25 protein-coding genes and 1 tRNA gene are annotated in these 25,569 nt (G+C 62.7%); 6 read left to right on the top strand and 20 right to left on the bottom strand.

Going from position 1 to position 25,569, the window contains the following annotated elements:
- Nucleotides 1-80: 80 nt before the first annotated feature.
- Nucleotides 81-155 (bottom strand) — tRNA-Gln (locus APH33_RS02675).
- 270 nt (nt 156-425) lie between these two features.
- On the opposite strand from APH33_RS02675, the gene APH33_RS02670 reads away from it, so the two are divergent.
- Nucleotides 426-668 carry a hypothetical protein gene (locus APH33_RS02670; RefSeq protein WP_054883655.1) on the top strand — a complete coding sequence of 81 codons (243 nt, stop codon included), beginning with the start codon at nt 426-428 and terminating at the stop codon, nt 666-668.
- Between the two features lie 105 nt (nt 669-773).
- Nucleotides 774-1,850 carry a cell division protein ZapE gene (zapE, locus tag APH33_RS02665; protein ID WP_054883654.1) on the top strand — a complete coding sequence of 359 codons (1,077 nt, stop codon included), beginning with the start codon at nt 774-776 and terminating at the stop codon, nt 1,848-1,850.
- Between the two features lie 110 nt (nt 1,851-1,960).
- Here the strand turns inward: zapE and APH33_RS02660 are convergent, their stop codons facing one another.
- Nucleotides 1,961-3,850 carry a propionyl-CoA synthetase gene (locus tag APH33_RS02660; RefSeq protein ID WP_054883667.1) on the bottom strand — a complete coding sequence of 630 codons (1,890 nt, stop codon included), beginning with the start codon at nt 3,848-3,850 and terminating at the stop codon, nt 1,961-1,963.
- Between the two features lie 180 nt (nt 3,851-4,030).
- Here APH33_RS02660 and APH33_RS02655 point away from each other — a divergent pair, with 180 nt between their 5' ends.
- Nucleotides 4,031-4,897 carry a LysR family transcriptional regulator gene (locus APH33_RS02655; RefSeq protein ID WP_054883653.1) on the top strand — a complete coding sequence of 289 codons (867 nt, stop codon included), beginning with the start codon at nt 4,031-4,033 and terminating at the stop codon, nt 4,895-4,897.
- Here the strand turns inward: APH33_RS02655 and APH33_RS02650 are convergent.
- From APH33_RS02650 to APH33_RS02630, 5 genes are all read right to left on the bottom strand, one after another.
- Nucleotides 4,871-6,028 carry an HPP family protein gene (locus APH33_RS02650; RefSeq protein WP_054883652.1) on the bottom strand — a complete coding sequence of 386 codons (1,158 nt, stop codon included), beginning with the start codon at nt 6,026-6,028 and terminating at the stop codon, nt 4,871-4,873. The genes APH33_RS02655 and APH33_RS02650 overlap by 27 nt on opposite strands.
- Before the next feature lie 151 nt (nt 6,029-6,179).
- Entirely contained in the window at nt 6,180-7,499 is a 1,320-nt protein-coding gene (locus APH33_RS02645; RefSeq protein WP_054883651.1) for a sensor histidine kinase, read from the bottom strand.
- Entirely contained in the window at nt 7,496-8,164 is a 669-nt protein-coding gene (locus APH33_RS02640) for a response regulator transcription factor (RefSeq protein WP_054883650.1), read from the bottom strand. Before APH33_RS02640 ends, APH33_RS02645 begins: the two co-directional genes overlap by 4 nt.
- Before the next feature lies 1 nt (nt 8,165).
- A complete protein-coding gene (locus APH33_RS02635) occupies nt 8,166-8,480 on the bottom strand; it encodes a PepSY domain-containing protein (RefSeq protein ID WP_054883649.1) in 315 nt (104 codons plus the stop codon).
- Complete coding sequence (locus APH33_RS02630) at nt 8,480-8,788, bottom strand: PepSY domain-containing protein (protein ID WP_054883648.1); 309 nt, start codon at nt 8,786-8,788, stop codon at nt 8,480-8,482. Before APH33_RS02630 ends, APH33_RS02635 begins: the two co-directional genes overlap by 1 nt.
- A 152-nt stretch (nt 8,789-8,940) precedes the next feature.
- Between APH33_RS02630 and APH33_RS02625 the strand changes: the two genes are divergently transcribed.
- Together APH33_RS02625 and APH33_RS02620 are read left to right on the top strand one after the other, a co-directional pair.
- Nucleotides 8,941-10,020 carry a patatin-like phospholipase family protein gene (locus tag APH33_RS02625; RefSeq protein WP_054883647.1) on the top strand — a complete coding sequence of 360 codons (1,080 nt, stop codon included), beginning with the start codon at nt 8,941-8,943 and terminating at the stop codon, nt 10,018-10,020.
- A gap of 236 nt (nt 10,021-10,256) precedes the next feature.
- Nucleotides 10,257-11,435 (top strand): tyrosine-type recombinase/integrase, encoded by a 1,179-nt coding sequence (locus APH33_RS02620; RefSeq protein ID WP_054883646.1) that lies wholly within the window; start codon nt 10,257-10,259, stop codon nt 11,433-11,435.
- On the opposite strand, the gene APH33_RS02615 is transcribed toward APH33_RS02620, so the two are convergent.
- The 9 genes from APH33_RS02615 to APH33_RS26275 are packed head-to-tail and all read right to left on the bottom strand — an operon-like array spanning nt 11,432 to nt 19,688.
- Entirely contained in the window at nt 11,432-11,704 is a 273-nt protein-coding gene (locus tag APH33_RS02615; RefSeq protein ID WP_256218583.1) for a hypothetical protein, read from the bottom strand. The genes APH33_RS02620 and APH33_RS02615 overlap by 4 nt on opposite strands.
- Nucleotides 11,685-12,227 (bottom strand): DUF2514 family protein, encoded by a 543-nt coding sequence (locus tag APH33_RS02610; protein WP_054883644.1) that lies wholly within the window; start codon nt 12,225-12,227, stop codon nt 11,685-11,687. Before APH33_RS02610 ends, APH33_RS02615 begins: the two co-directional genes overlap by 20 nt.
- Nucleotides 12,224-12,667, bottom strand: coding sequence for a structural protein P5 (locus APH33_RS02605; RefSeq protein WP_054883643.1), 444 nt, complete (start codon nt 12,665-12,667; stop codon nt 12,224-12,226). The genes APH33_RS02610 and APH33_RS02605 overlap by 4 nt, the downstream gene beginning before the upstream one ends.
- 57 nt (nt 12,668-12,724) lie before the next feature.
- Nucleotides 12,725-13,267 (bottom strand): tail fiber assembly protein, encoded by a 543-nt coding sequence (locus APH33_RS02600; protein ID WP_054883642.1) that lies wholly within the window; start codon nt 13,265-13,267, stop codon nt 12,725-12,727.
- A 2-nt stretch (nt 13,268-13,269) separates the two neighbouring features.
- On the bottom strand, nt 13,270-13,845 hold the full coding sequence (locus APH33_RS02595; RefSeq protein WP_054883641.1) for a hypothetical protein: 576 nt from the start codon (nt 13,843-13,845) through the stop codon (nt 13,270-13,272).
- 8 nt (nt 13,846-13,853) lie between these two features.
- Nucleotides 13,854-14,912: a hypothetical protein gene (locus APH33_RS02590; RefSeq protein ID WP_054883640.1), complete on the bottom strand. Its 1,059-nt coding sequence runs from the start codon at nt 14,910-14,912 to the stop codon at nt 13,854-13,856.
- The gene (locus tag APH33_RS02585) at nt 14,912-18,634 is read right to left on the bottom strand and encodes a phage tail protein (RefSeq protein ID WP_054883639.1); all 3,723 of its coding nucleotides are present in this window, start codon (nt 18,632-18,634) and stop codon (nt 14,912-14,914) included. The genes APH33_RS02590 and APH33_RS02585 overlap by 1 nt, the downstream gene beginning before the upstream one ends.
- 57 nt (nt 18,635-18,691) lie before the next feature.
- Entirely contained in the window at nt 18,692-19,288 is a 597-nt protein-coding gene (locus tag APH33_RS02580) for a tail assembly protein (RefSeq protein WP_054883638.1), read from the bottom strand.
- Between the two features lie 55 nt (nt 19,289-19,343).
- Complete coding sequence (locus APH33_RS26275) at nt 19,344-19,688, bottom strand: hypothetical protein (protein ID WP_082433396.1); 345 nt, start codon at nt 19,686-19,688, stop codon at nt 19,344-19,346.
- A 177-nt stretch (nt 19,689-19,865) separates the two neighbouring features.
- Between APH33_RS26275 and APH33_RS02575 the strand changes: the two genes are divergently transcribed.
- A complete protein-coding gene (locus APH33_RS02575) occupies nt 19,866-20,165 on the top strand; it encodes a hypothetical protein (protein WP_054883637.1) in 300 nt (99 codons plus the stop codon).
- A gap of 127 nt (nt 20,166-20,292) precedes the next feature.
- Here the strand turns inward: APH33_RS02575 and APH33_RS02570 are convergent, their stop codons facing one another.
- Genes APH33_RS02570 through APH33_RS02555 form a run of 4 tightly spaced genes read right to left on the bottom strand, consistent with a single transcriptional unit; the run spans nt 20,293 to nt 25,567 of the window.
- The gene (locus APH33_RS02570) at nt 20,293-21,048 is read right to left on the bottom strand and encodes a C40 family peptidase (protein WP_054883636.1); all 756 of its coding nucleotides are present in this window, start codon (nt 21,046-21,048) and stop codon (nt 20,293-20,295) included.
- A gap of 2 nt (nt 21,049-21,050) precedes the next feature.
- Nucleotides 21,051-21,800 carry a phage minor tail protein L gene (locus APH33_RS02565; protein WP_054883635.1) on the bottom strand — a complete coding sequence of 250 codons (750 nt, stop codon included), beginning with the start codon at nt 21,798-21,800 and terminating at the stop codon, nt 21,051-21,053.
- A gap of 9 nt (nt 21,801-21,809) precedes the next feature.
- Nucleotides 21,810-22,148, bottom strand: a complete 339-nt coding sequence (locus APH33_RS02560; protein WP_054883634.1) for a phage tail protein — start codon at nt 22,146-22,148, stop codon at nt 21,810-21,812.
- On the bottom strand, nt 22,148-25,567 hold the full coding sequence (locus tag APH33_RS02555; RefSeq protein WP_054883633.1) for a phage tail tape measure protein: 3,420 nt from the start codon (nt 25,565-25,567) through the stop codon (nt 22,148-22,150). The genes APH33_RS02560 and APH33_RS02555 overlap by 1 nt, the downstream gene beginning before the upstream one ends.
- Between the last annotated feature and the right edge of the window lie 2 nt (nt 25,568-25,569).

Genomic DNA, 25,569 nt, shown 5'->3' with positions numbered 1-25,569 from the left:
GGTGCAGGAAACGGAAACGACAAAACCAGCGCTGACGGTCGTCTGCACTGATTGGGAAATTTGCTAACTGAAGAGAAAAATGGCAGGGGCGGCTGGATTCGAACCAACGCATGGCAGGATCAAAACCTGCTGCCTTACCGCTTGGCGACGCCCCTGTATCGGATGCAGCTGACGCTGACCTGACAATTCCAATCGAGTGACAACCGGGTTGTTGTCTTGGAATGCGCGGCACTTTAACACATAGATTCAGCCTGTAAACCCCCTTCGTGAAAAAAAATGCCTTAAAACAGCAAGTTAGTGTTCATGCGCCGATTCTGCGGACCGCTCGGGCAACCGTTCGTCGTATTTATACCGCTGCGCTTCAACGCAATCGCATTCCTCCCTTCCAATCAGATAAGCGAATTCTATTGACCAAGGAGGACCCCATGCCCGTTTCCCACGACCTTTACCAGGACCTGCACTACCCCCGCGAAATCGTCCAGCAGCGGCGCCAGCAGGACAAGACCCTGGACCGGCTGCTCGATGAGTATGTGGATATCGACAACCAGGTGCTGGCTGCCGAATCGATCTCGGCCGGCAACTTCGTCGACGAAGACCTGCTACACCTGAAGGAGCGCCGGTTGACCGTGAAATACATGATCGAGCGCCAGCTGGAGCGCAAGGCCTGAACACATCGTGCCAGGCGATAGATGCCTGGCACTTTTTGTATTGGTCAAAACCGCTCGCCTCGGGCAAGCTGCGCGCAGCCCGCATTTGCCCAAGGAGGCTTCACCTTGCCCGCCTGGATCCCTGCACCGCTGCGCCAGCTCGGCCAGCGCCTGCGCCCTGCCGCGCCTCAACAGAGCGAATTGCTCAGTTGGTTCGAAGACAAGGCCGCCAGCCGCGGCTATCAGCTCAGCGATGGTCAGCGCCGGGTCATCGACAGCATGGCCGCGCAACTCGCGCGTCTGCTGGAGGGAGGCCAGCCTCGCAGCCTCTATCTGTACGGCTCGGTCGGCCGTGGCAAGAGCTGGCTGCTCGATGGTTTCTTCCAGGCGGTACCGGTAGCGGCCAAGCGGCGCCTGCACTTCCACGACTTTTTTGCCCGCCTGCACCAAGGCATGCACCAGCACCGCCTGCTGGACGATGCGCTGGGCGCCACCCTGGACGAGCTACTGGGCGGCTGCCAGGTGCTGTGCTTCGATGAGTTTCACGTGCATGACATCGGCGATGCCATGCTGCTCACCAGACTGTTCAACGCCTTGTTCACCCGCGGTGTCTTCCTGTTGGTGACCTCCAACTACGCGCCTGAAGGGCTGCTGCCCAACCCGCTGTACCACGAACGCTTCCTGCCGGTGATCCGCCTGATCAACGGTTCGATGGACGTGCTTGAAGTGGGCGGCGACACGGACTTTCGCAGCCTGCCGGCCAACCGCGAGCAGCAGCGCTTTACCAAAGGGCACTATGTGTGGCCGGGCGATGCGGCGCAGCGCCGGGCGCTTGACCTACCCGCTGAGCAACCCGTGGTGCTGGAAGTGAACAAGCGCCCGCTGCGCGCCTTGGCCATCGATGGCCGACGCGTGATGCTGGCCTTCGAGGACCTGTGCGAGAAGGCCACAGCGGTGATCGACTACCTGGTGCTGGCCGCACAGTACGACGAGTGGATCATCGATGGGCTGGATGATCTGTCGGCGTGTTCGCTGGCGGCGCAGCAGCGCTTCGTCAACCTGGTGGACGTGCTTTATGACCAGGATCGGCAGGTGACCGTGATCGGGCGCCGGCCACTGGAACAAAGCCTCGGCGGGCCGCTGGCCGACCTGATGCGCACCCGCAGTCGGTTGGGGCAATTGCATAAAGCAGGACCTGCGTGATATTGGGGCTGCTGCGCAGCCCTTTCGCGACGCAAGGCCGCTCCTACAAGTACCGCGCGATCCTGTAGGAGCGGCCTTGTGTCGCGAAAGGGCCGCAAAGCGGCCCCAGATCAACCTGCCCTGGGCAGATCCGCCAGCACCGCCTCGATCTCCCCCAGCACCGCCGCGTCATCCAGGGTCGAAGGCGGTACGTAAGCCTGCCCATCGGCAATCTTGCGCAGTACCGCCCGCAGGATTTTCCCCGAACGGGTCTTGGGCAAACGCTTGACCAGGCGCACCCGGTTGAAACACGCCAGCGCGCCGATTTCCTCACGCACCCTGCCGACCAATTCCACCAGCAACTGCGCTTCGGCTATGCCCTCGCCATCCTTGAGCACCACCAGCGCCAGCGGCACCTGGCCCTTGATCTCGTCATGCACACCGATCACCGCACACTCGGCCACCGCCGGGTGACGGGCGACCAAGTCCTCCATCTCCCCGGTGGACAGCCGATGCCCGGAGACGTTTATCACGTCGTCGGTGCGGCCCATGATGTAGACGAAGCCCTCCTCGTCGAGGTAACCGCCGTCACCTGTGTGGTAATAGCCAGGGTAGGTCTGCAGGTAGGCTTGCAGGTAACGTTCATGATCGCCCCACAAGGTCTGGCTGCACCCGGGCGGCAGCGGCAGGGCAATGACGATGGAGCCCTGTTGGTCCGGCCCCACCAGGTGCCCGTCGTCATCCAGCACGCGCACGTGATAACCCGGCACCGCACGGTTGCTCGAACCCGGCCGCGCCGCACTGCCTTCCAGCCCCACGCAAGGCGCGGTGACCGGCCAGCCAGTCTCGGTTTGCCACCAGTGGTCGTGCACCGGTTTGCCGGTGACCTGCTCCAGCCACTGGTGCGTACTGGAATCGAGTTTTTCCCCGGCCAGGAACAGCTGGCGCAACGAGCTCAGGTCATGCTTGCGGATCAGCTCGCCTTCCGGGTCTTCCTTGCGGATCGCCCGCATGGCCGTCGGCGCGCAGAACAAGGCATTGACCTGGTACTGCTCGACCACCCGCCAATACGCCGAGGCGTCCGGCGTGCGGATCGGCTTGCCCTCGTAGAACATCGTGGTGCAACCGCTCATCAGTGGCCCGTAGACGATCAGCGAATGGCCAACCACCCAGCCGACATCGGAAATGCCCCACCATACATCCCCGGCCTGCATGCCGTAGATATGACGCATCGCATAGCAAAGCGCGACCGCGTTGCCACCATTTTCGCGGACGATGCCCTTGGGTTTGCCGGTTGTACCGGAGGTGTACATGATGTACAGCGGGGCGCCGGCCTCCAGCTCGACGGGCGCCACCGGCTCGGCACCGGCCAAGGCCTGCTGCCAGTCCAGGTCACGGCCTGCCAGCAACTGCGCACGGGCCTGGGGCCGTTGCAGCACCAGCACCTTGCGAGGCTGATGGCGGGCCAGCTGCAGGGCGCGGTCGACCAGCGGCTTGTATTCGATCACCCGGTCGAACTCCAGCCCACAGGACGCGGTGAGCACCAGCGTGGGCCGGGCATCATCGATACGCAGCGCCAACTCGTTGGCGGCAAAGCCACCGAACACCACCGAATGCACCGCGCCGATTCGCGCACAGGCGAGCATGGCCATGGCGGCCTGCGGCACCATCGGCATGTAGATGATCACCCCGTCGCCCTGGCCCACGCCCAACTGCCGCAGCAGGCCGGCCAGGCGCGCCACTTCGTCGCGCAACTGATGGTAGGTGAAGGTCTGTTGCACACCGGTCACGGGAGAGTCGTAGATCAACGCCAGCTGCTCACCCCGGCCCAGTTCGATCTGCCGGTCCAGGGCCAGGTAACAGCTGTTCAGGCGACCGTCGGCGAACCAGCGGTGGGTACCGTCGGGGTTGTTCTGCAAGGTCTGCGAGGGTTGCCGATACCAGGCCAGGGCTTTGGCCTGCTCGGCCCAGAAGGCCGCAGGGTCGGCAATGGATTGGGCGTAGCTGTGCTGGTAGGTCATGTCGATGAAAACCCGGTACTTGTTGTTATTGAAGGGCGGATAGTGAGTATGGCCTGCCACACCGGGGCCGCCATGGGACTAAAGTCACAACGGACCTGCAAATTTGCAGACCTGACAGAAATGCCCCACAACGGTGCAAAGCCTCTAGAATAGGCCGCCCTTCCCGCCACAGAGCAGCTCATGGACATCGATCAGGCCCGGACCTTCCTGGAAATCGTGCGTTGCGGCAGCCTGGTCGCCGCTGCCGAACGCCTCTTCGTTTCGCAGACCGCGATCACCGCCCGTGTGCAGCGCCTGGAGCAGCAACTGGGCTGCCAGCTCTTTGTGCGCAGCCGCAATGGCGCCAGCCTGACCAGTGACGGCGAAGCCTTCGTCAGCTATGCCAACCAGCTGGTGCAGACCTGGGAAGCGGCACGCCGCGACCTGCCGCTGCCCGCAGGCTGCCGGCAGGTGCTGCATGTGGGCGCGGAGGTGAGCCTGGGCAACCCGATGCTGCTCGACTGGGTCGGCGCCTTGTACCGCGAGCTGCCCAGCCATGCCATCCGCAGCGAAGTGAGCGATGGCGAGTCGTTGCTGCACAAGGTGGAGATGGGCCTGCTCGACGCCGCGCTGGTCTACCAGCCGACCTACGGCCCGGGGCTGCAGGTGGAGCAACTGATGGAAGAAAAGCTGATCCGCGTGCGCCGGGTCGCGCAACCTGAGCCCTATATCTACATTGACTGGGGCGAAGCCTTCCGCCGCCAACATGACGCCGCCCTGCCCGACTGCGCACGCCCGGCGCTGAGTTTCAACCTCGGGCCGCTGGCCCTGCAGTTCATCCTGGAGCAAGGTGGCAGCGGCTACTTCCGTACCCGCGTGGTCCAGGCCTACCTGGAGAGTGGTGTGTTCGAGCGGGTGCCACAGGCGCCGGAATTTACCTACCCGACCTACCTGGTCTACTCGCGCAAGCGCGACAGCGAAGCCTTGCAGCAGGCCTTCGCGATGCTGCGCCGGCAGGTGGCAGCCGGCGCCAGCGATTGGTCACAACGCTGGGACCCGGCTGTCTGAGGTATCGCCGGCCGCACTGAGCAACTGGCGCTTGAGGCCGGCGATCAGGTCGGTCTGGGTGACCACGCCAACCAATTGCTCGCCGTCGAGTACCGGCAGGCAGTGCAAACCCTGCTCGCACAGCAGCGGCAACAGGCGCTCCAGCGGGTGCTGGCTGCTGACGCTGACTACCCGCCGGCTCATCACCTGCGCCATGCGCACTGTCTGGCGACCGAACAGGCCACGCCAGCTGAATTGGCCACGCTGCATGGCCGCGCCCGCCAGGTCACTGAGGCTGACAATGCCCACCAGCTTGCCCTGCTGCAGCACCGGCAAGGTTTTCAGGTGGTGGTCAGCGAGCATTTTCCAGGCCTGCTCCAAGGGGGTGTCCGGCGTAGCGAACTGCACGTCGCGGGACATTACCGCGCCGGCAGTGATGCCGCCCAGGCTACGCTGCAGCGCATGCTGTTCCGTGGCAAGAATGATGCGCTCCAGTTCGTCGCGGGTGACATCGACAAACTCACCCAACTCTTCAAGGGCCTGGTCCAGGTCAGCGCCACTGATGCCCACGCGCTCGCTGGGCAGCGGGTCATGGGTATGGTGCACGTCCTTGCGCGGCGCCCCGGCTTTCGGGTACTGCACACCGGTGAGCCGGTTGTAGATCACGGCCACGGCCACCAGGATCAGCGCGTTGAGCAGTACCGGTTCAAGCAGGTGATCGCCCATGGCCGTCAAGCCCGGGTCGGCCAGGACCGCACTCACTGCCACCCCACCACCCGGTGGGTGCAGGCAACGCAGCAGGCACATCACCAGAATCGAAAGCCCCAAGGCAACGGCCGCTACCCAGAGTTCTGGGCCAAACCCCTGGCGCAGGGCCAGGCCGACGGCACCGGCCAAGGCATAGCTGCCGAGCACTGGCCACGGCTGCGCCAAGGGCCCGGAATGCACGGCGAACACCAGCACTGCCGAGGCCGCCAACGGGCCGAGCAGGTGCAGGGCAATGCCCGGCCCATAGGCAAGGCTGGTCAGCCAGCCGCCGAGTGACAGGCCGAGCAACGCACCGATAGCGGCACGCACGCCTTGTTTGGGAGGGATGTTCAGGGGGGCTGGCAGTAGCCGCTGAAGACGACTTTCAGAACGCATGGCAGACATTCAAGTAATCGGGATCTGAAGTATTTCTGATTGAAAACGAAGGAATTGTGCCGGTTGGAGGCAGACGGGGCTAATTCAAAAAAATGCGCCTGTACTGCAATTTTTTTGCAGTGCTGAACTGGGCACTGGGGGCACCAGGTGTGCCCTGGCACTAGCGCGCCTTGCGCGGCAACTCGATGCTCACCCGCAGCCCGCCCAAGGGGCTATCCAGCAACGCCAGACGCCCGCCCCAAGCCTCGACGATGTCGCGCACGATGCCAAGCCCCAGCCCATGCCCATCGACCTGTTCATCCAGCCGCGAACCACGCTCCAGCACCTGCAGGCGCTGGTTTTGCGGAATCCCGGGGCCATCGTCATCGACCCATAACCGATAGCCCCCGGCTGTCGGCGCGATCCCCAGCCGCACTTCGCTGTCGGCCCATTTGCAGGCGTTGTCCAGCAGGTTGCCGAGGAGTTCCAGCACGTCTTCACGATCCCACGGCAGCAGCAGGCCCGGTGGGACATCGTGCTCGAGCAGCAAGCCCTCGCCATGGATCATGGCCAAGGTCGAGAGCAAGCCAGGCAGTTCGGCATCACAGTCGAACTGCGCCCCAGGCAAGGCATCGCCGGCCAGCCGTGCCCGGTTCAGCTCACGGGCCAGGCGCTGCTGGATCTGCTCCAACTGTTCACGCAACTGCGCCTGCACCTCAGGCAGGCCCTGCAAGCGCTCACTGGATGCCAGGCTGAGCAGCACCGCCAGCGGCGTCTTCAGTGCATGGCCGAGGTTGCCCAGGGCATTGCGCGAGCGGCGCAGGCTGTCTTCGGTATGGCTGAGCAAGTGGTTGACCTGGTCCACCAGCGGCGCCAGCTCGCTGGGCACCTCGGCATCGAGTAACGAGCGTTGGCCTTGCTGCAGCTGGGCGATCTGCTGGCGCGCGCGCTCCAGCGGGCGCAACGAGCGGGTGACGGTGATGCGCTGCAGCACCAGCACGATCAGCAATGCCACCAGCCCCATCCCCAGGCCGATCTGCTGCAAGCGGCGGAAACCGTCGCGAACCGGCGAGTAGTCCTGTGCCACGCTGATCGAGATGTCCTGGCCCAGGCGCCGGTAATCGGCGCGCAAGGCCAACAGCTGCTGGCCTTCCGGGCCCAGCTCGTGGCTATCGGACAACCCCGGCGTGGCCGGCTTGGGCATGTCCAGGTCCCACAGCGAGCGCGAACGCCACGTGCCCTGGTCTAGATCGATACGGAAGTAGTACCCCGAAAAAGGCCGCTGATAGGCAGCGGAAATGCGCCGCTCATCCAGCTGCAGGCCATTCGGCCCGCGTACCAATGCCACCAGCAGGTTCTCGCTTTCCTTGCGCAGGCCGTTTTCCAGGTAGCGCTGCAAGCCTGCCTCGAACAGCCACAGGGTCAATTGCGCCAGTACCAGCCCGACCAGCACCAGCACGGCGACCAGGCCCAGGCTCAGGCGCGCCTGGATGGACTTCACCCGGTGCTCCCGGCATAAATGTAGCCTTGCCCGCGACGTGTCTCGATGACGCTGCGACCCAGCTTGCGCCGCAGGTGGTTGACGTGTACTTCCAGCACATTGGAATCGCGCTCGGTCTCGCCGTCGTAAAGGTGCTCGGCCAGGTGGCTCTTGGACAGGATCTGCTGGGGGTGCAGCATGAAGTAGCGCAACAGGCGAAACTCCGCAGCGGTGAGCTGGATGTCGACGCCATCGCGGCTCACGCACTGGCGGCTTTCATCCAGCTGCAGGCCTGCAGCTTCCAGTGTTGGCTGGTTGGCCAGGCCGCGGGCACGGCGCAGCAGGGCCTGAATGCGCAACTGCAGTTCCTCGGGGTGAAAGGGCTTGCTGAGGTAGTCGTCCGCCCCGGTCTTCAAACCTTCGATGCGTTCCGCCCACGACCCGCGCGCCGTGAGGATCAGCACCGGCGTGGCGAGGCCGCCGGCACGCCATTGCGCCAGCACCTCCAGGCCCGGCAAGCCCGGCAAGCCGAGGTCGAGGATGATCAGATCATAGGGTTCGCTCTGGCCCTGGTACACCGCGTCGCGGCCATCGGCCAGCCAGTCCACGGCGTAGCCCTGGCGTTGCAGGCTGGTGGTCAGTTCGTCGGCCAGGGGCACGTTGTCTTCGACAAGCAGCAAGCGCATGTCAGTCGTCTTCCTCATCTTTGAGCAGCGCGCCGCTGCTGGCATCGAGCTTGACCTCGCGCACCACGCCGTCCCTGGTCAGCAGCTCGACTTCATATTCGTAGCGGCCGTCGTCTTCTTCCAGCTCTGCCTCCAGCAGGCGAGCCCCGGGGTAACGCCCCAGGGCGGTATCCAGCAATTGCTCGAGCGGCAGGATGATGCCCTTCTGCCGTAGCTTCAGGGCTTCGTCCTGGTCCAGGTCGCGGGCAACGGCCAAGGAGCACACGGCCAGCAAGGACAACGCCAGGTATCGCGCCGGCCGGGGTAAGTGGATCATCAGTGGTCCTGCTCGTCCTTCAGCACTTCACCGGTCTTGGCATCCAGGTCGACATCCCACTCGACGTTCTGCGAATCACGCAATTCGACCTTGTAGATGTAACGACCGTATTCGTTTTCCAGCTCCGAGTCGGTAACGGTGGCGCCTGGGTGCTTGGCCACGGCAGCGGCCTTGAGCTCGTCCAGCGACTTGATGGTCTTGGCATTGACCAGCTCGACCACTTTGTCAGGCTGGACGTCCTGAGCGAAGGCGGCATTGGCGCCCAAGGCAAGTGCGGCGGCGGTGAACAGGGCAGTCAAAGTTTTCATGGGGGCTCTCCTGAGCGAGGTTCAAGTTGTCTACGGGGCTAAGACTAACCAGCGGTCCTTAATTCAACCTGAAAACAGCTGGCGCCATGATAGCGCAGCTGAAACGGTCTCAAGCCCCTATAATGACCGCCTTGTTACCTGCGAGATCCGTCATGAGCGCCATTCACATCAAATACCCTGCACTCACTTTCAAGGCTGGCCAGCGCGCTATACGCCAGATTCGCGAAAAGGGACTGCAGGCAAGCGATGTCGGTGTGCTGCCAGGCGCGGCAGGTGGCCCAAAGCCCCTGGGCATCCAGGGTCTGGACCTGGCACTGTTCGGTGAATGGCTGCCCTCGGCACCCCGACAGCGCGCGCTGATCGGCGCCTCGATCGGCTCCTGGCGCTTCGCCAGCGCATGCCTCGACGACCCGGTCGCCGGCATCCGCCGCCTGGGCGAGCTTTATACCGAGCAGGACTTTGCCAAAGGCGTCACCCCCGCCGAGATCAGCCGCAGTTGCCAGCGCATGCTCGACGACCTGCTGCAGGGACGTGACGGGCAGATCCTCGCCAACCCGCACTACCGCCTGAACATCCTGGTGGTAAAAAGCCACGGCCAGCTCGCTCACGACCACCGCGGCCGCCTCGGCATGGGCCTGGGTTCGGTGGTCGCCAGCAACCTGCTGGGGCGTGCGCGCCTGGCCCGGCACTTCGAACGGGTCATTCTGCACGATGCGCGCAGCGAACCGCCGCTCGACGCTCTCACCGACTTTCCCTCGCGCTGCCTGCCGCTGGACCTTTGCAACCTGCGCCAGGCCCTGCTCGCCTCGGGCTCGATACCGATGGTGATGGAAGGCGTGCGCGACATTCCCGGTGCTGGTGCCGGCACCTACCGCGATGGCGGCCTGCTCGACTACCACCTCGACCTGCCCTACCGCGGTAACGACCTGGTGCTCTACCCGCACTTTACCGACAAGGTCGTGCCCGGCTGGTTCGACAAGGCGCTGCCTTGGCGCAAAGGGGACCCCACGCGTCTGCAGAACGTGCTGCTGATGACGCCGTCCCCGCAGTACCTGGCCGCCCTGCCCTTCGGCAAGTTGCCAGATCGCAACGACTTCAAGCGTTTCATGGGCGATGCGCCCGGTCGCAAGCGTTATTGGTACAAAGCGATCGCCGAAAGCCAGCGACTGGGTGATGAGTTGCTGGAGCTGATCGCCACCGGGCGGTTGCACGAACGCCTGCAAGCCTTGTAGCGGCCATGCTGGTAGACTGCGCGCATTATTGATTCACATAGAGTTATGACAGCGTGGAAATCTTCAAGGATTCCACAGTGGATTCCCGCCGAAAACCGCGCGATACCACAAACAGCCATGACGCCCTGAATCAGGCGTCATTGGCGTATCGCCGCGTACCGCGCTGTACCTTCCCAATGACAGAAACGTAGTACATCATCCAGTACATCCAACGACCAGCAAGAGGCAATGTACTAGTGGCGCTCACGGACACCGCGGCCAGGCAGGCCAAGCCCCGGGAAAAGGGCTACACCCTTGGGGACTCGCTCGGGCTTACGCTGTACATCGCCGAGACCGGCGTGAAGAGCTGGCACTTCAGGTTCACCTGGCTCGGAAAGCAGGCCAGGATTTCGCTTGGGACTTACCCAGAGATCGGCTTGAAGGAAGCGCGTGCGCGGAGGGATGAGGCGCGCGAAGAGGTTGCGCAGGGAACAGACCCGCGCGAATCGAGAAGGGTGAAGAAGACAGAGCGCCTTGGCGCCCAGGAGAGGACATTCCGCCGCGTCTATGACGAATGGCTGGAATTCAGGAAGGGAAGTCTGACCGCCTCAACGGTCAAGATCATTTCGAACGCGATGGAGCTGGATGTACTACCGGCCTTCGGCCTGCGCCAGATCGACGCCATCAAGCGGTCGGATGTGATCACGCTGATTCGCCGTATAGAACGCCGCGGATCGGTGACCACCGCCGTTAAGACCAGGCAGTGGATGGGCCAGGTATTCCGGTACGCAATCGCCACCGGCATGATCGAGAACAACCCCACGGCGGAAATGCACACTGTCACCGAAAAAATGGCGCCGCATAAAAACCGGCCGTTCCTGGCTTTCACGGAAATGCCGGCCATCATCAAGGCCATTGAGGAAAGCCAGTCGGGACTGCAGCTGCAGTGCGCAACCAAGCTGCTCATCCTGACAGCCTGCCGCCCGGCTGAGGTGCGCAAGGCCGAATGGTCGGAGATCGATCTAGAAACCGCGACCTGGTCAATCCCGGCCGCCAAGATGAAGATGCGCCGCGACCACGTGGTGCCGCTGTCGCGCCAGGCCGTCGAGCTCCTGCGCCTGATGCTGCCGATATCCGGCAACCTGAAGTACGTGTTCCCGAACAGAACTGACGCCGTCCGGCCGATCGGCATCAACTACGCGGTGAACCTGATGGACCGGTGCGGATACACCGGCCGCCAGTCGCCGCACGGATTCCGGCACCTGTTTTCCACGGAGATGAACAGCCGCGGCTACAACAAGGACTGGATCGAGCGCCAGCTCGCCCACGCGGACAGCAGCTCAATCCGTGACGTGTACAACCACGCCACCTATATAGAGCAGCGGCGCGGGATGATGCAGGAATGGGCAGACATGGTCCTGCCTGGAAGCGCTTAGATCGAAGATCCCAGCTCAGCCAGCCGGGCCTCTGCCGAATGGAAGATCATCAGGTACAGGCGCTCGATGGCAGCGGTCGGGATCGCCTCCAGCACCTCCATGGCTTCCACCAGACTCTCTGCCCGGGCCTGAGCGATCAGGCAATTGGTTGCCGTTTCACTCACCTCGATCTCTGCGACCCGTTTGCGCAGCAGGCCGTGGATCTCTGGCGGCATGATGATCCCGGGCAAAAACTCGCCGAGCTGAGCGCTACCTTGACGACTTCTCACTATTCTCTCTCCCCTTGATGGAGAGGCCATTATAGATCGACTCGCACGCCAGCCCGGCTATTCGGCTTCGCTCAAGCGCTGCTGCGCAGCTGCCCGCCATTCGGTCAGCGTCTTCAAGCAATCCCCCGAGCACCACGACGGCAGAGGTTCCTGCCTGGCGCTGCTGGGCAGCAATGGTATCGCAGGTGGCTCGGTGGCCGGCGCGCAGTCGAGCGATTTCGCCCCGCAGCCCGCCAGCAGCAGACTCAGCAGCAGCGGCGCGGCCTTTGGCCAGTTCCAGTTGTTGTCGTGCACTCTCACTCTCCTTGTCCGCCACGGCCTGGCGGCGCTGTTCTTCGGTTCTGGCCTGGGCGGCTACGCGCCGGTCGCGCTCGGCCACCTCCAGACGGTAGTCGGCCAGCTCGCTGCGAGCGGTACCGGTCTCGCCCTTAGCGACCACAACCCGGTACTGCTGACCGCCGGCGACCAGCACCAGCGCGATCAGCCACCAGCACCAGGCCGGCACCGCGCCCAGCCAGCTCATGCCAGAGCCCTCCGCACACCCTCATCGATGATCGCCGGCGCGTAAGGGTTGCCGCCGTTCTCGTGGACGATGATGCTGACGACCATCCCGCGAAGGGTGGCCGGGTCTTTGATGTTGATCGGGTCGGTGGTACGCACGCCAATGCGCTTGGCCACGGCGGCTGCATAGGCCTGGGTGTCGTTCTCGTTGCTCGGCGCCCAGCGGTTGATGGTCTCCAGCACCGTGTCGATTCCCTTCCCGCCCACGCCGGGCATACCGTCCTTGCCCCGGTAGTTGATCAGCAGCTTGCCCAAGGCGCGGATGCCGTTCTCTGGCGTGTCGAAGATGGCGAAGCGACCACCAGGTTCCTTGCCGATCTGGCCCTGCCAGTCGTTGCGAGGGTTGAAATCGATATTGCCGGGGTTTCTGTTGCGAACTCCGCGGGGCTGCGATTGGGTCATGGGTTTTCTCCAGGCAAAAAAATACCGCCAGGCGGCGGTCGGTGGGTTCGGTGTGGATCAGGCCGGCGGCGAGGGCCAGTCGATGGTTGCTGGGTAGCCCGCTTGCTCAGGCAGGCGGTTCAGCGCCACGCGGAATCGCTTCCATTCTTTCAGCCGCGCGATCTCTGCCTCGGTCGCCTCCTCCAGATCGACAGCATCTTGCAGCGGCGCAATGGCGGCGTCGGCGATCGACCGCAGCCTGGCGACTTCCTCCTGTGCTTGCTGCAGCGGATCTGCCGGTATCGGCTCAGGCGGCAGTGGAACCGGCGCCTCTTCCACCGACACATGCAGGGTGATGCTGTGCAACAGGTCCGCTGGCTCGCCGTCCTTGGCCACGCTCACCAGCAGCACGTCGTCGGCAAAGGTGGTGGCCACCGAGGCGCCAGCGTCCATTTGGTTGATCACATACCCCCAGCCTTCCGGCGGCGGGCACATGCCCAACGTTCCGGCGACCAGGTACTGGCCGGGGCCGGGATGTTCGACGGTGATATCCGACTTGCCGAGCGACGTGATATCGAGGATGGAGCCATCGCCCTTGATGTTGATTGCTGCTCTTGCCATGGTCAGATCGCCTTCAGAGTGCCGTCAGCGGCGCGAGTGGTGTTGTTGGAGTGGTAGATCATCGACCAGGCAGTAGCTGCAGACTGATCGACAGCCACGGTCTTGAACGCGAGCCGATAGCCGTTCACTTCTTGAGCAAAGATGGTGGTCCACCGAGCGTCGACGCCTGCTCGGATATGCATAAGGTTCCAGTAGCCATCCCCACCTGGTGGCTGGTTCGACGGAACGGCCGCACTGCGGAACTCGGTATTAAGTACGTTGTGCAGGTTCGCGATTGAAGGAGCGGTACCGAGTAATCCGCCTGCCCCGACGCCCATGACCTGGCCCGCGGACGTGCCAACATTTTTTGTTGCGGCGTCACCAAGTTCCAGTCCAGCCCTTGCGAGGGCCGGTGTGGTTCCTCCGGTCCCGCCTTTCGAAACCGGAATTGCAGCGGGCAATGCTTGCGGCGTACCCGTTGCACCGAGAAAGCCGTAAACCTCATCGAAGTTCGCGCCTATTTTGACGTTGGCGCTGCGCGGGGTGTCGCCACCCTCCCCGGTTGGGGCGGTGCCGAGGTTGATTGTCTGCTTGGCCATATCTGATCCTAAAGAGGTTTCATTGGTCGAGAGGCGAAAAGAGTTCGCCCGTTGACGCTAACCGGGTTTATTCCGTCGAAATTTTCGCAATACATCTGCAGTACGCTTCTGTTTCCGGAGAGAAACCCTCCGAAGTTGGCCCGAATCGGCTGCGCCGTCTGGCCAACGTTCGTGCTTGAGAAAAGTGCGTTGCCAAGCACGTAGTCGTCGAAACTACCCGTCCAGCCCATCTGCGCAGGCGAGGCGTAATAGCCGGTACCTGTGATTGGCGTGCCCGCAGTAGCGAATGAGTTTGTCGCTGGCTGGCTGTTGAGCAGAGACAGGTTCGCCGACGTCACGAAGAGGCGATTGCCGGCGGCATCTTTCACCGATGCTCCATACTCACCGACAGGCGTATTTGGCGTCATGTAACTCGCGCAGAACCATTTGATAGCCATCGGGTACAGGGCTATGTCGCCATGCGCAGCCCTCGACGGGAACGACTTGATGCGAAAACCCGTCCAGTTCCCTGGCGATCCTCTGACGTAGAAGTTCCCGATCATCATGTAATCAGCAGCGTTAAAGAAAACCAACGGTCGCTCATAGGTAGTTATCGGTGCGGGGAATGTCACCTCACCCCACTGGATGAACGACCCCGAACCAGGCCCCTGCTGGCCTAAGTTCAAACCACCGTTGTAGCGAACCGTCAGGATTCTATTAACTGCGTCAATCTGGGTCTTCACGTTATTATTGCTAGCCCTGATTCCGTAACTGCCCGCCGCTGCGAAAGGCTCTCCGCCCTGAGACAGAATCATCACCTGCCACTGTCTGGTCATGGGACGACGAAGCTGCAGCTGCCCCGTTGTGTACCAGGCCTGTGGGCTGTAGGAGCCGCTGTCTCCTCCATCAAATAGCGAGTCAACCACCACGAACGAGGCGGCTTGTATCTCAGGTATCGCGATGTACTGGTCCAGTGCATTATTACCGGTGACCTGCATCATCCTCAGCGAGCGGATCGGAGTGATGGTGGTGTCAAGGGTGATGGCCCCGGACGCATCTCGCGTCCGAACCCCATAAAGGTCAGCCATCAGGTAAGCCTCCCCACTGCTGTGCGTTCAATACCGTTGGCGTCGTAGACGTACACTCCGCCGTTATTCAGCAGTGTCGAGCCGTTGACGTCCTGCCCTCGGATTGTCACTGCGCCAGTGACGAAGTTCAGCTCCAGCAGCGGCCGGCCTTGAGAATCGAGCGCCTGAGACTTTAGGGTCATTCCGACGATCAGGTTCTGAATGAACGCCGAGTTGATGAATGCCTGGTTGAGGTAGAGCTGACCGTTCTGGAAAACGAAGAGATTCGCCTCAGGCCCATTCAGGCCGTTGATAATTGCGACGCGGTCCGCCGACAGCAGGATCTCGCCAACCGAACCGTCGCTACCCTGTACGATGCCCGTGGCCACCTTCTTGCCCGCGGCGTTTGTCTCAGTCTTCCACGAAGAGATCGCCGACACTCTGCCATTTGCGTCAACAATCGCCTGGTCATTGCGCTGGATTGCCGCTGAGTTCTGGGCTTGAACTGCCTGAACCTGGCTGAACTGCTGGGCTGTCGCGCTGCTGAGATCCACCACCGACTTACTGACCTGCTGGACCAGCGCGTTGGTCTCACCCTGGCGTACCTCTACCTGGTCGGTGCGCTGCGCCTGGGCCACGTCGCCCTCGATCTGCGCCGACAGCTGGGACCATACGCCGACATAGGTCTGCTCCGAGCCTGCGAAACCCTCTTCGCTGCCGGCCATGGCCGGGTTGACTTGTGCAAACACGCCGTCGAGCTTCTGGGCATTGGCTTTGACCTGACCATGGATGGTCTCGACCGTGCCCTTCATCTGGCTCAGGCCTTCGGCCGTCGCGGCGACACCTGTGACTGGGTCGTTAACCTTCACCTGCAAAGCCTGGAGGCTTTCGGCGTTGGCCGTGATCCGGTCTTCCTGCTCCTCGATGTCGACGCGGTTCTGCTCAACCTGAGCGGCCAAGCCATTCGCCGATTCCACCACTTGGCCAATGTCCAGCCAGTATGTCGCGTTCGGCGGTGCATTTTCCCCGCCGGGCGCAGCAGGCACAGATTGAATGGCCTGGTACAGGCGCTGCCCATGGCGCACGCTATCGCCGTCTAGGTAGGCCTTCTGCGGATCGTATTCCAGCGCATCGACCAGGCCGTCAATCTCGCTGCGCAACTCGCCAATACGCTCGTTGACCGAGCCCGGGCCGCTGCCGTCGATCAGGTCGATGCGCTGCTGCAGGCTTGGCCACAGAGCGCCTTCCCCAATCCGCTCACGGAAGTACTCGTCATATTGCGATTGGTCTGAACTGGATTGGCCGTTTACACCCACACCATCTGGGAACCATGGCCCGACGTTTCCGCTGCGGTCGATCAGGCGCGCCCAATAGAAGAATGAAACACCAGCGGCCAAGCCATGGATCTCGTGCTCTGCCTGCGGAAAAGCGAAGTCGCCCAGCTTGATTGCGTCATCACGGCTGGTCGTCGCGCTCTGCCAAATCTCAGTGCGCTGGGCGTCCTCAGCACCAACCGGGAAGCCCCAGGTCAGGCGAGTGCCGTAGACCAGAGGTGTGGCGGTCAGCGATGTGACTGCGGGAGGAAGACCCTCCTTGCCTTTAAGCTCGGTCAGCGCAGAGTCGCGCCAGATCGACGTTATGTCGAACGAACTGACGGCACGCACCCGGGCAAGGTAGGTGCCGGCATAGATGCCCACCACATCGACCGAGGCTGCACCGGTACGCTGCAGGCGGATCCAGTTGCCGTTGTCCTTGCGCCATTCCACATCGTAAGCGACCGCGCCCTGCACCGCCGGCCAGCTGATGGTCATGGTGCTGACCGCTATGCCTTGATCGACGGCATAGGCCGAGGTCAGGGTGACGCTGGCCGGAGGCTGTACGGTCGTTACGGGTATAATGCTGATCGGCCGCTCTTCCAGCTTGGCGCCCGTGTCGATCGCTGCGAACTTGCTTGGGTTGAACTCCAGCGCAGTTATTTCGTACTCGCCTTCCTGGGTGCGAGTGGTCTTCAGCACGCGGAACAGCTGCACCGCCAGGTCTTCGTAGTCGATTGCCCACTGGAGCTCGGGCTCTGGCTGCACACTGTACTCGGTGGTGACAGTCACAGCGCGACCACTGACCGACTCCACAGTGCGCGCCTGGGCGGTTCCGTTCGGCAGGTTCAGGATCAGGCGGTCACCGGCCTTGATAGGCGTGTCACGGTCCAGCATCACGCCCCGGCCAGCGGCCGCCGTAATCCGGCCACCGTTCGGCCGGCCTGCCACCAGTTCGTCAGCCACAGGGATGACGTAGCCAGGCAGCGGGATACGGCCTTCCATGCCGGTCTTGAAGGTAACGGTGCGGTCCTGGCTGTTGCTCAGCAGCGCCCACTTGCCGCGGCGCTGGGCCTCGGAGGCGCGGGTGCAGCCAATCGCCGAAATTTCCACCGGACGATCCCGGTACCGGCGCTGAAGCGCCAGGTCAGTTACGGGGATGACGTCAGTGTCGTAGTTGTTGGCCGGGTTGTCGTAGCTGACCAAGGCCCGGCTGTAGTGTGTGTTGCGCTCGGCACCGCCGTACACGAATTCACCGTCGATGACGTTGGCACGGGTGAACACGTAGTCGATATCCTGCGCACGCGGCATGTCAGCCTGCATGAACAGCGAACCGTGGGCCCAGTACACCATGCCGCGGTAGATGGCCGACAGGTCTCGCAGCAGGGTCCAGGCCTCTGCCCGGCCCTGCAGATTCAGGTCGCACAGGTAACGGGGCTCCTGGCCTCCCTGCCCGTTCGGCACCAGCTGGTCGCAGTACTGGGCAATGCGGTACATCTCCCACTTGTCGACCATCCACGACTTGATGCGCTTGCCCAGGCCAAAGCGGTCTTCCACGCAGATGCCATAGGTGGCAAACGCCGGGTTGTTGGTCCAGGCCTGTTTGAAAGTGCCATCCCACACCCCGGTATAGGTGCGCGTCACCGGGTCGTAGTTGGTGGGCACCGGCCAACGCTTGGCCTTGCACTTCACCGTCACGGCCGGGATGTTCTGGAACTGCTGAGCGTCGAATTCGATGTACAGCAGCGCGGTGTTTGGGTAGCGCAGCTTTTCGTCGATGATCTCGGTGTAGCCGGCAATGGTCATCGTGTCGGCCACGGTACCGCTGTTGGCGTTCGGGGTGATTCGACGCACACGCATCATCCAACCGGACGTTGCCGCCGGCAAATTCACCCGCACCGAGCGCTGGTACCCGTTTGTAGTTTTGCCGTCCACCGCCCCCAGGTGAGCCTCGACGTACGCGCCGCCATCGGTGGCAATGTCGATGGCGTACTCGATGCGATAGCCATTGGTGTTGCCGCTGCTGTCCTGCTGGGCCAGGCGCGGCCAGGACATACGCACGCGCACGGCCGACAGCTGGATATTGCTCAGCGCCCGGGTGAACGGGTTGTCGCTGCGCAGTTCGACGTTGACGGTGGTCTCGCTCTCCACCGACGGAATGCCCTGGATGTAGTCCTGCTCAACGGAGCCAGGGCGCCACTCCCACTTCACACCCGGGAAGTTCACGTTGCCGCTGGCGTCCATGATCGGCGTATTGTCGAGGTAGATATCACGATCGGTCGGTGTGCCTTCGAACTCGCCCTCGCCCACGGCCAACAGTATCTTGGCGATGTTCGTCGACTGCAGGCTGTCAGGGGCCTCGACGGGCGTCTTCGGTTTGCTCCCGCCACCCTTGCCGCCGGTGATGTCCAGGTGATCTGTCGGGCCCATTGCTTTCCTCCGGGCAACAAAAAACCGCCCGGAGGCGGTCTGTACGCTGAATCGGCCCTAGGCCTTGTCCTGTGCCTCGATGGAGGCAGAGATGATCGCGCCACCCCAACGGCGCTCGCCGATACAGATCGGGACAGGGTTACCGCTGACGGTGGTGTTTTTGGCGCTGCCGAAGGCGTAACTCGGCAGGTTCTCGGGCGCAGCGCTTTGGGACAGGCCCTTGGCTTGGGGGCTGAGCATCTGGATGACGCCGCCCAGGGCAAGCGACGCGCCGAGAGACTGCCCCCACCCTTGCATCCCAGGAACGAAAAAGGACGCAACGAAGATTACGGTGCCGATGATCGTTTGAAGAAGACCTCCGCGTTTGCTCCCGCCAATAACAGGAACAATCCGAATCTCTTTGGTGCCACGGCGCCCTAAGTCATCCGCGCCTACGTTTTTTCGGTTGCGGAAGACGGCAAAGTGGATCCCTAGGGCATCAAGCCGCCTGATTTCCTCTACAAAACCGGGAAGCGTTACGCGCAACGCTTTGAATGCCTCCCACCCCTCTCCACTTTCCAACTGGCGGCGATGCACTCGGCCAAATTTCTGGGCCAGCGAGCCAGAAAGCTTGATCGTCGTCATCTGCGCGTAATGCGCTACCGTTGCAGCCATACTTTCCTCCAGGCAATAAAAAACCGCCCGAAGGCGGTTGATAGGTGGCGCTACGTCAAAGGCACGACTTTACCGCACTCTCTATCGCGGAACGCCCAACACCGGGCATCCATGCAACCCGTTGATAGAACACAACCGAGCTACCTGCGTCTGTCTTCGAGACTTCAAGTAGTTCGTCTGTTAGGTTCATCGCAGCAATGACAAGACGGTAGCCATTCTGAGTTTCTGACATGGTCGCTTCAGATCGAGCATCCTGCCATTGGGGGAATACACATAGCGCGTACTCCTTGGGTGACTTCTTGGTAACGGCTTTGGTCGTCGGTGAATTGCCTTTCAGATCGCTTGGTGACACGCACCCCGCCAGCAACGCAAGCCCCAGAGCACCGATCAGAATTCGCATGTGATCCCTCCCTTGAAAACGGCGACTGTACCAGCCGGCCTGGCCAGGCATCCAGCGTGGATGAAATGCCAGTACCGCGCCAGCATTTCGCCATAGTAGCTTGGCACCTCCACCGACCCGCCCCCGTCCGTTGCCGGAAAGCCCATGGACTGGGGAATGATGACCTAGGAGGTCAATGTGCAAGACGAAAACGGGAAAATCGCTCAGCTTAAAGCTGAGTTGAGTAGCCTGAAGGATGAATTCGAAGCATTGAAGGCCGGCAACGCAGCAGCTCTCGCCTCAATTTCAGCGGCCCTACGTGAAATCCCAGGCTACTCACCAAAGGTCATGGAGCAGATGCTTACCCATACCCTTAAGTATGGATGGCCGCTTACGAACATCCCGAACAACGAAGTAACGGAGACAGCGTTTTCCGCTCCGCTTCGATTCCTGCTGAATGATCAGCAAGAGGCGCGCTCGTTCTTCCGCGGGAAGTGATTCCAGGGAAGGTCATCGTTCCTTTTCGTAAATCGATACGCAAGCCATGAACCGAAACCAGCACGAACGGATCATGGCTTTCCTTTGTGGCCTGCTGCATCTCACTCTCTCCTGCGGCCAAGCCGCTTCATTCTGCGTCCCGATGACGCAACACGAGGCGCGCCCGGTCGAGCCAGGGCCCGCCGAACACGACGATTTCTGATGGCCTACCCAACAGATGGTGCAGCATGAATGGGCCTGGACCGAACACCTGGGCCTGCTCGCCGGGTAACTGGGCATTGCCATCCAGGTAGATGCCGGCGTGGTTCGGATGCGCGGTGCGCCCCACGGCCATGACGATCATGTCGCCGCGTTGCGGCTGGCTGACCTGGTAGAAGCCAGCTGCCTCATAGGCCTGCTCGTAAAGGCTCGGACCATCTGCCTGCTCCCACCATCCCTCCTCTCGGGCATAGACCGGAAACTCCAGGCCCCACTCCCGCTTGTACCAGTCGGCGCAGACCTGCCAGCAGTCCCATGCGCCGTGCACGAACGGCCTCCCCAGCAGCGGCGTGTGTCCGGTCGGGGTGATGCTCCGCAGATCGCCCTCCGGCCACGACAGGATGTACCAGGGCAGACCGGTGGCCTCGCACATGGCCATGTCGCGGGGTGACGGCCTGCTGGTAGCGTCAGGGTGTGAGTGCACGATGCCGATCACCTCGCCCTGGTCCTCCGCTTCAGCATACTGCTCCGGCGAAATCCGGAACTCTTCAGCAGGGTCGGCGGCGGCGTTTTCACACGGCATATACCTGTGGGAGCGGCCAACAGCGATAATCAGCCCGCAGCACTCGCGCGGGTACTCCGCCGCAGCGTGCGCTTGCACGGCGGCGAGGATGTGTTTTCGCATGGTCAGCTCCGTGCGATGAGGGAAACAGCCGGGAAGCCGCCAAAGGGCAGTTGGTTGCCCTGGCCAAAGCGAACAGTACAGCCTGAGTCGAGACAGCCGTTGCACTGGTCCTTGGCCGGGTCATCCGTGGGGTTGCCGTCAAGGTCGAAGTAAGGTCCGGTGTATCCGCAGGTGGGGCCGCGGTAGCCGGCGGTCATCGCCCAGTGACAAAGCTGGGTCATCTGCCGGCCGATCGTCTCCCCGCCTACATCACCGGGGCTGGCCAGCTCCCAGGCCACCATCTTGCCGTTCTCCGACACCTTCTGATCGATGTACCAGACCTCGATGGCTTCCTCGGTTGGGTCGGCCTCCGGGTTGCCTGCCGGAAAATTCACCGCATCCAGGTAACGCGCCATCGTGTGGCGCATGGTGAGCTTGAACTCGAGCAGGTTGTCGAAGGCCACGCACAGCGCCGTGATCCTTCCGTTGACGTTGCCCACCGTCAGCGTGGGGCGCACCGCTGTCCCGTCCGAGTTTGCTTCGATGCCCTCTATCTGCATGGGCCAGGCGCCATACTCGTTGCCCTGCCACCAGATCGACTTGGCCGGCAGCTGGTCGGCGTTCGCGCCAGCCGCTGCAAGCTCCTGAGGCGTGTGTGGAATCGCGTGCCCGTGGAATCGCAGCGTGTCAGCGCCAAAATCCGAGCCGTCCAGCTCGAACAGCAGTACTTCGCTGCCAGGCTCCAGGGTCTGGATGTCTTTGATCAGCGACATACTCGCTCCCTATGGGTGGAAAGCCCGCTCGAAGGTGGCGGAGACCTTGAATCGACCGCCGCCCACCGGCGTGGGCTTGGGGTCGGCGCAGGTGAACAACCCCAGATCACCAAGTGGTGTTGTCCAGACGAACGCCTTCGCGCCGCCATGCCGATCGAAGAACTCCATGATCTTGCGGGCCTGTGCCTTCGTACCGGTGACGGTGATCGGGTAGCTGTCCTCCTTGTTGTTGGGGGCGTCGCCCACAACCTGACGGTACCCGCCGCCAAACCTGGACTCGCGGACCCGGTAGGTGATGTCTGGCGTTTCGCCGCGATGCGTCGGCCAGCTGAACGTCTCGATGGCCATCAGCGCCCTCCTTTAGTGTTTCGGTAGCTCACTCCGCCGGGCCGCCACGAATCTGCAACAGCCTTCTCGGCAGCGAGCTGCATCTGCTTCTGCATGTTTTGCTGGAGCAGCGTCTGATCGAGCTCCATACCTTCGTCACTTCGATCCGCGACCGCCACGTTGACCGGTGCCGACACGCTGATCATCGTGCCCGAAGTGCCCGAAGTGCCCGAAGTGCTCGTGGTAGCGAGGGTTGAAGCAGGCCCAGGGCCGAGCGGGGTGATGGTGCCGCCCTGCGCCCCCATCATCAGATAGGTCTTACCCCCCTGGTTCAGCAGTTCTGGCCCAAGCTCGTTGACCTGGTAGAGCGAGTTTGCTGCTACCGGCCCGCCACTCGCGCGCTGGCCGGAGACGAAGTTGTCCATGATGTCCGGGCTGTATCCAGCCTGGGTCGATCCGGCGGAGGTAGTTCCGCCACCGAAGTAGCTTGCAGCTGCAGACGCGCCAAAGCTCACCAGGCTTCCCAGCAGCCCAGAAGCAGCCTGCCGGGTCGCGATCCGTGCCATATCGGCAAGCACCGACTTGGTGAAATCCGAGAATGACCCTTTGCCGGTGATGGCGAAGTTCACGATCGAGTCTTCCATGCTGGAGTAGGCATTGGTAAACAAGGTTCTCGTCTGCCCTGCTACATCCCTTGCCTGCTCCAGGTAGTTCTGGAAGGCCGACGATGCACCCTTGCGCCAGTCGCCCTGCGCGGCGGTCATCTGGCCGTAGTTGGCGATGGTGGTTTCCTGTAGATCCCTCTCGGTTTTGCCAAGGGCCGCCAGTTTCTGGTTGTACTCATCGAGGCTCATGCCGCGGGAGCCGTCGCCATACTGGTTGGCCAAGTCCAGGCGTTGTTGGTTCATCCGGTCGGTGATGCCGTTCTGCTGGTCCTGCAAACCGCGCTGACGGTCGCCAAGCCCAAGGCCATCGGCGGCGCGCTGCCCCTGCAACCTCAGCGCCTGGACCTGCTGGTCAAGGGCGTCGGTGTAGGTCTGCACTGCCCTGGCCTGCTTGGCCAGTCGGCCCTGCTCATTGGTCGCCAGCACCGAGAGCTCGGTATCGGCGTCCTTCTGCGCCTTGACCATGGCGGCGCGGGCATCCGCGATTTTCTGGTCAAGCTGGATTCGCTGCTGGGCGCTGGTGGTGTTCTTGCCTTTTGCCTCCTCCAGAGCTTTGATCTCGGCCTCGTAGGCGTTCGTGACCTCGGCCTTCTGCTGCTCGATGATTGCGGCCCGCTGGGAGGCATACGACTCCTGGGAGATCAGGCCGGCCTTCTGCGCCGCATCCAGCTCCTTCTGGTGGTTTTTATACTCGGCCAGGATGGCGCTCAGCGCGTTCTTCTGGTCGTTGAACCCGGAAAGGTCGACCGACGCAGCTCGTCCAGCTGAATCCTTGAACTGTTTGGCGATGTCGGCCTGCACCCGAGCGATGTTCTCGGGCTTGAGCCGCTCATCATTCGGGTTGACCTTGCGGATCGCATCAAGAGACTTGTTGTACTCCTTGAGGGCATCCGCGCGCTTCTCGGCGTTGGTTCTTGCGGACTTCTCCAGAGCGTCGATCTTGCCGATGGCCAGGATAGCCGCCTGCTGCCGCTGGCTATCCAGTTCCCGGGCCTTGGCAATCGCCTGCTGTGTGTCTCGCTGCTGGATGAGGGCCTTGAGTTCAAGGTTGGCATCAGTCAGCTTTTGCTTAGCTGCGGTGTCGTCAGGATCGCCGTTCACCGCGCTCTGCGCAGCAGCCACGCGTTGTTGCGTCTCTACGATGCGACTCGCGATATCCTGGTCCCGGCCAATGTTCTTGACTGAATCTACGGTTGCAGCCACCTCACCACGCAGCGCTTTCCAGCCGCGCTCCCAGATGGACAGGTTCTCGGTGACCTCCTTGCTCCGGTTCTTGATGGTATCGACATAGGAGTCGGTGAGCAGCTTGGCAGCCCCGATGGTGTCGCCTTGCTCCTTCAAGGCAACGATCTGCGAGTAGGTCGCAGCGGTCAGGAAGTTGTACTGCTCGTTGAGGTCCTTGGCGGCAGCCACTGGATCCTTTCCGATCTTCACGAACTCGGCCACGGTCTCCTCGACCGCTGTACTAGTCGCCGAGCGCCACTCCAGTGCGGCCTCGGTGATTTCGACGAAGCTATCGGAGGCGATCTTCCCGCTACCGGCCAGCTGGGTGAGTACCTCAGCTGCCGCGCCGGTGGTGCCTACCGTAGCCGCGACCTGGCGCGCCATTCCGGACATCTGATCCGCCGTTGTGCCGGCGGCATTACCGGTCTTGATCAGCTCCTTCTGGAAGCTGACCGCCTCCTCGCTGCCCGAATAGTAGGCGTACCCGAGCACGCCCACTGCTGCAGCCGCGACGGTGAACGGGTTCACCAGGCCCATGACATAGCCGCCGAGCGCCTGAATAGCCGGGCCCACACCGCCAAACATATCCTTGAGCTGCCCGCCCTGCTGCAGCAGTACAGTGAGCGGCGCCTGTCCGCCCTGCAGGGATACCACGATGTCGGTGAACTGTGCCGGAACGCCCCGCAGAGCAGCAGCGGTGGCTTTTGCCGACATCCCGGTTTTGTTCAGTGCTGCATCTGCACCGCCCAAGGCTGTGCGGGCCTGGTCGATCTTCGCCTGGTACTCACCGAAGGTCTCTGCATCGAGCGCGCCACTGGTGCGGAAGCCCTTCAGTTTCTGCTCCATCTGGTCCAGCCGGCTCATGGCCGCGACGGTCGGGTCGATCTTGCCCAGCAGATCTTCAAGCGCCTGGCCTTCTTCCCGATGCGCGCCGGCGGCCTTCTTCGCCGCCTCCGCCTGGCGCTCTTCTGTGGCGATGAGGGCCTGGGCCCGGCTGTTGATGGACGCTTGACGACTGGCACTGTCCGACAGCACGGCGTTCGCTTGGGCGGTTACCTCGGCGCTCTGTTCAGTCGCCCGGTTCAGCGACTGCACATACTGACTGGCCTCCAGCGAGGCCTTGGCCACGGCCAGAATCCTGGCTTGCTGCTCGTCGGCGGTTTCGGCGGCGCGCCGGCCAGCCTGGGCACCGGCATCAGTGGCGGTGGTGAGCGCCTCCTGCACCTTGCCCGCCTGCGCGGCCTCGGTCCGGAACGCGCCCATGTTCGCCGCGGCGCTGCTGAATGCCGTGGAAGCGCTGGTAACGGCGCGCCCCACGGTGGCCATCTGCTGCGCCAACTCTGTCTGCTTGGCGTTAAGCGCCTGCAGCTCCTGCACAATCTGCCGGGTGTCACCCTGCAGGCTGCCCAGAGCAGTCTCCCAGGCGCGACCGGTTCGCCCGGCCGACTCCTCGCTACGCTTGCCAGCGTCCGTCAGCTGATCGAGGTTGTCCTTGGCTTCGACGGCATCACCGGAGTCGATCTGAAGACCGAGAGAGGCAATGGTGGTCATGA

The organism is Pseudomonas sp. NBRC 111130 (assembly GCF_001320485.1).
Classification (GTDB): domain Bacteria; phylum Pseudomonadota; class Gammaproteobacteria; order Pseudomonadales; family Pseudomonadaceae; genus Aquipseudomonas; species Aquipseudomonas vlassakiae.
This window is presented reverse-complemented; position numbering and strand designations above follow the sequence as displayed.

Coding starts and splice junctions, on each gene's coding strand:
- APH33_RS02670 (WP_054883655.1), top strand. CDS start 426: ATGCCCGTTTCCCACGACCTTTACCAGGACCTGCACTACCCCCGCGAA.
- APH33_RS02660 (WP_054883667.1), bottom strand. CDS start 3,850: ATGACCTACCAGCACAGCTACGCCCAATCCATTGCCGACCCTGCGGCC.
- APH33_RS02655 (WP_054883653.1), top strand. CDS start 4,031: ATGGACATCGATCAGGCCCGGACCTTCCTGGAAATCGTGCGTTGCGGC.
- APH33_RS02650 (WP_054883652.1), bottom strand. CDS start 6,028: ATGTCTGCCATGCGTTCTGAAAGTCGTCTTCAGCGGCTACTGCCAGCC.
- APH33_RS02640 (WP_054883650.1), bottom strand. CDS start 8,164: ATGCGCTTGCTGCTTGTCGAAGACAACGTGCCCCTGGCCGACGAACTG.
- APH33_RS02635 (WP_054883649.1), bottom strand. CDS start 8,480: ATGATCCACTTACCCCGGCCGGCGCGATACCTGGCGTTGTCCTTGCTG.
- APH33_RS02630 (WP_054883648.1), bottom strand. CDS start 8,788: ATGAAAACTTTGACTGCCCTGTTCACCGCCGCCGCACTTGCCTTGGGC.
- APH33_RS02625 (WP_054883647.1), top strand. CDS start 8,941: ATGAGCGCCATTCACATCAAATACCCTGCACTCACTTTCAAGGCTGGC.
- APH33_RS02610 (WP_054883644.1), bottom strand. CDS start 12,227: ATGAGCTGGCTGGGCGCGGTGCCGGCCTGGTGCTGGTGGCTGATCGCG.
- APH33_RS02605 (WP_054883643.1), bottom strand. CDS start 12,667: ATGACCCAATCGCAGCCCCGCGGAGTTCGCAACAGAAACCCCGGCAAT.
- APH33_RS02600 (WP_054883642.1), bottom strand. CDS start 13,267: ATGGCAAGAGCAGCAATCAACATCAAGGGCGATGGCTCCATCCTCGAT.
- APH33_RS02595 (WP_054883641.1), bottom strand. CDS start 13,845: ATGGCCAAGCAGACAATCAACCTCGGCACCGCCCCAACCGGGGAGGGT.
- APH33_RS02590 (WP_054883640.1), bottom strand. CDS start 14,912: ATGGCTGACCTTTATGGGGTTCGGACGCGAGATGCGTCCGGGGCCATC.
- APH33_RS02585 (WP_054883639.1), bottom strand. CDS start 18,634: ATGGGCCCGACAGATCACCTGGACATCACCGGCGGCAAGGGTGGCGGG.
- APH33_RS02580 (WP_054883638.1), bottom strand. CDS start 19,288: ATGGCTGCAACGGTAGCGCATTACGCGCAGATGACGACGATCAAGCTT.
- APH33_RS26275 (WP_082433396.1), bottom strand. CDS start 19,688: ATGCGAATTCTGATCGGTGCTCTGGGGCTTGCGTTGCTGGCGGGGTGC.
- APH33_RS02570 (WP_054883636.1), bottom strand. CDS start 21,048: ATGCGAAAACACATCCTCGCCGCCGTGCAAGCGCACGCTGCGGCGGAG.
- APH33_RS02565 (WP_054883635.1), bottom strand. CDS start 21,800: ATGTCGCTGATCAAAGACATCCAGACCCTGGAGCCTGGCAGCGAAGTA.
- APH33_RS02560 (WP_054883634.1), bottom strand. CDS start 22,148: ATGGCCATCGAGACGTTCAGCTGGCCGACGCATCGCGGCGAAACGCCA.
- APH33_RS02555 (WP_054883633.1), bottom strand. CDS start 25,567: ATGACCACCATTGCCTCTCTCGGTCTTCAGATCGACTCCGGTGATGCC.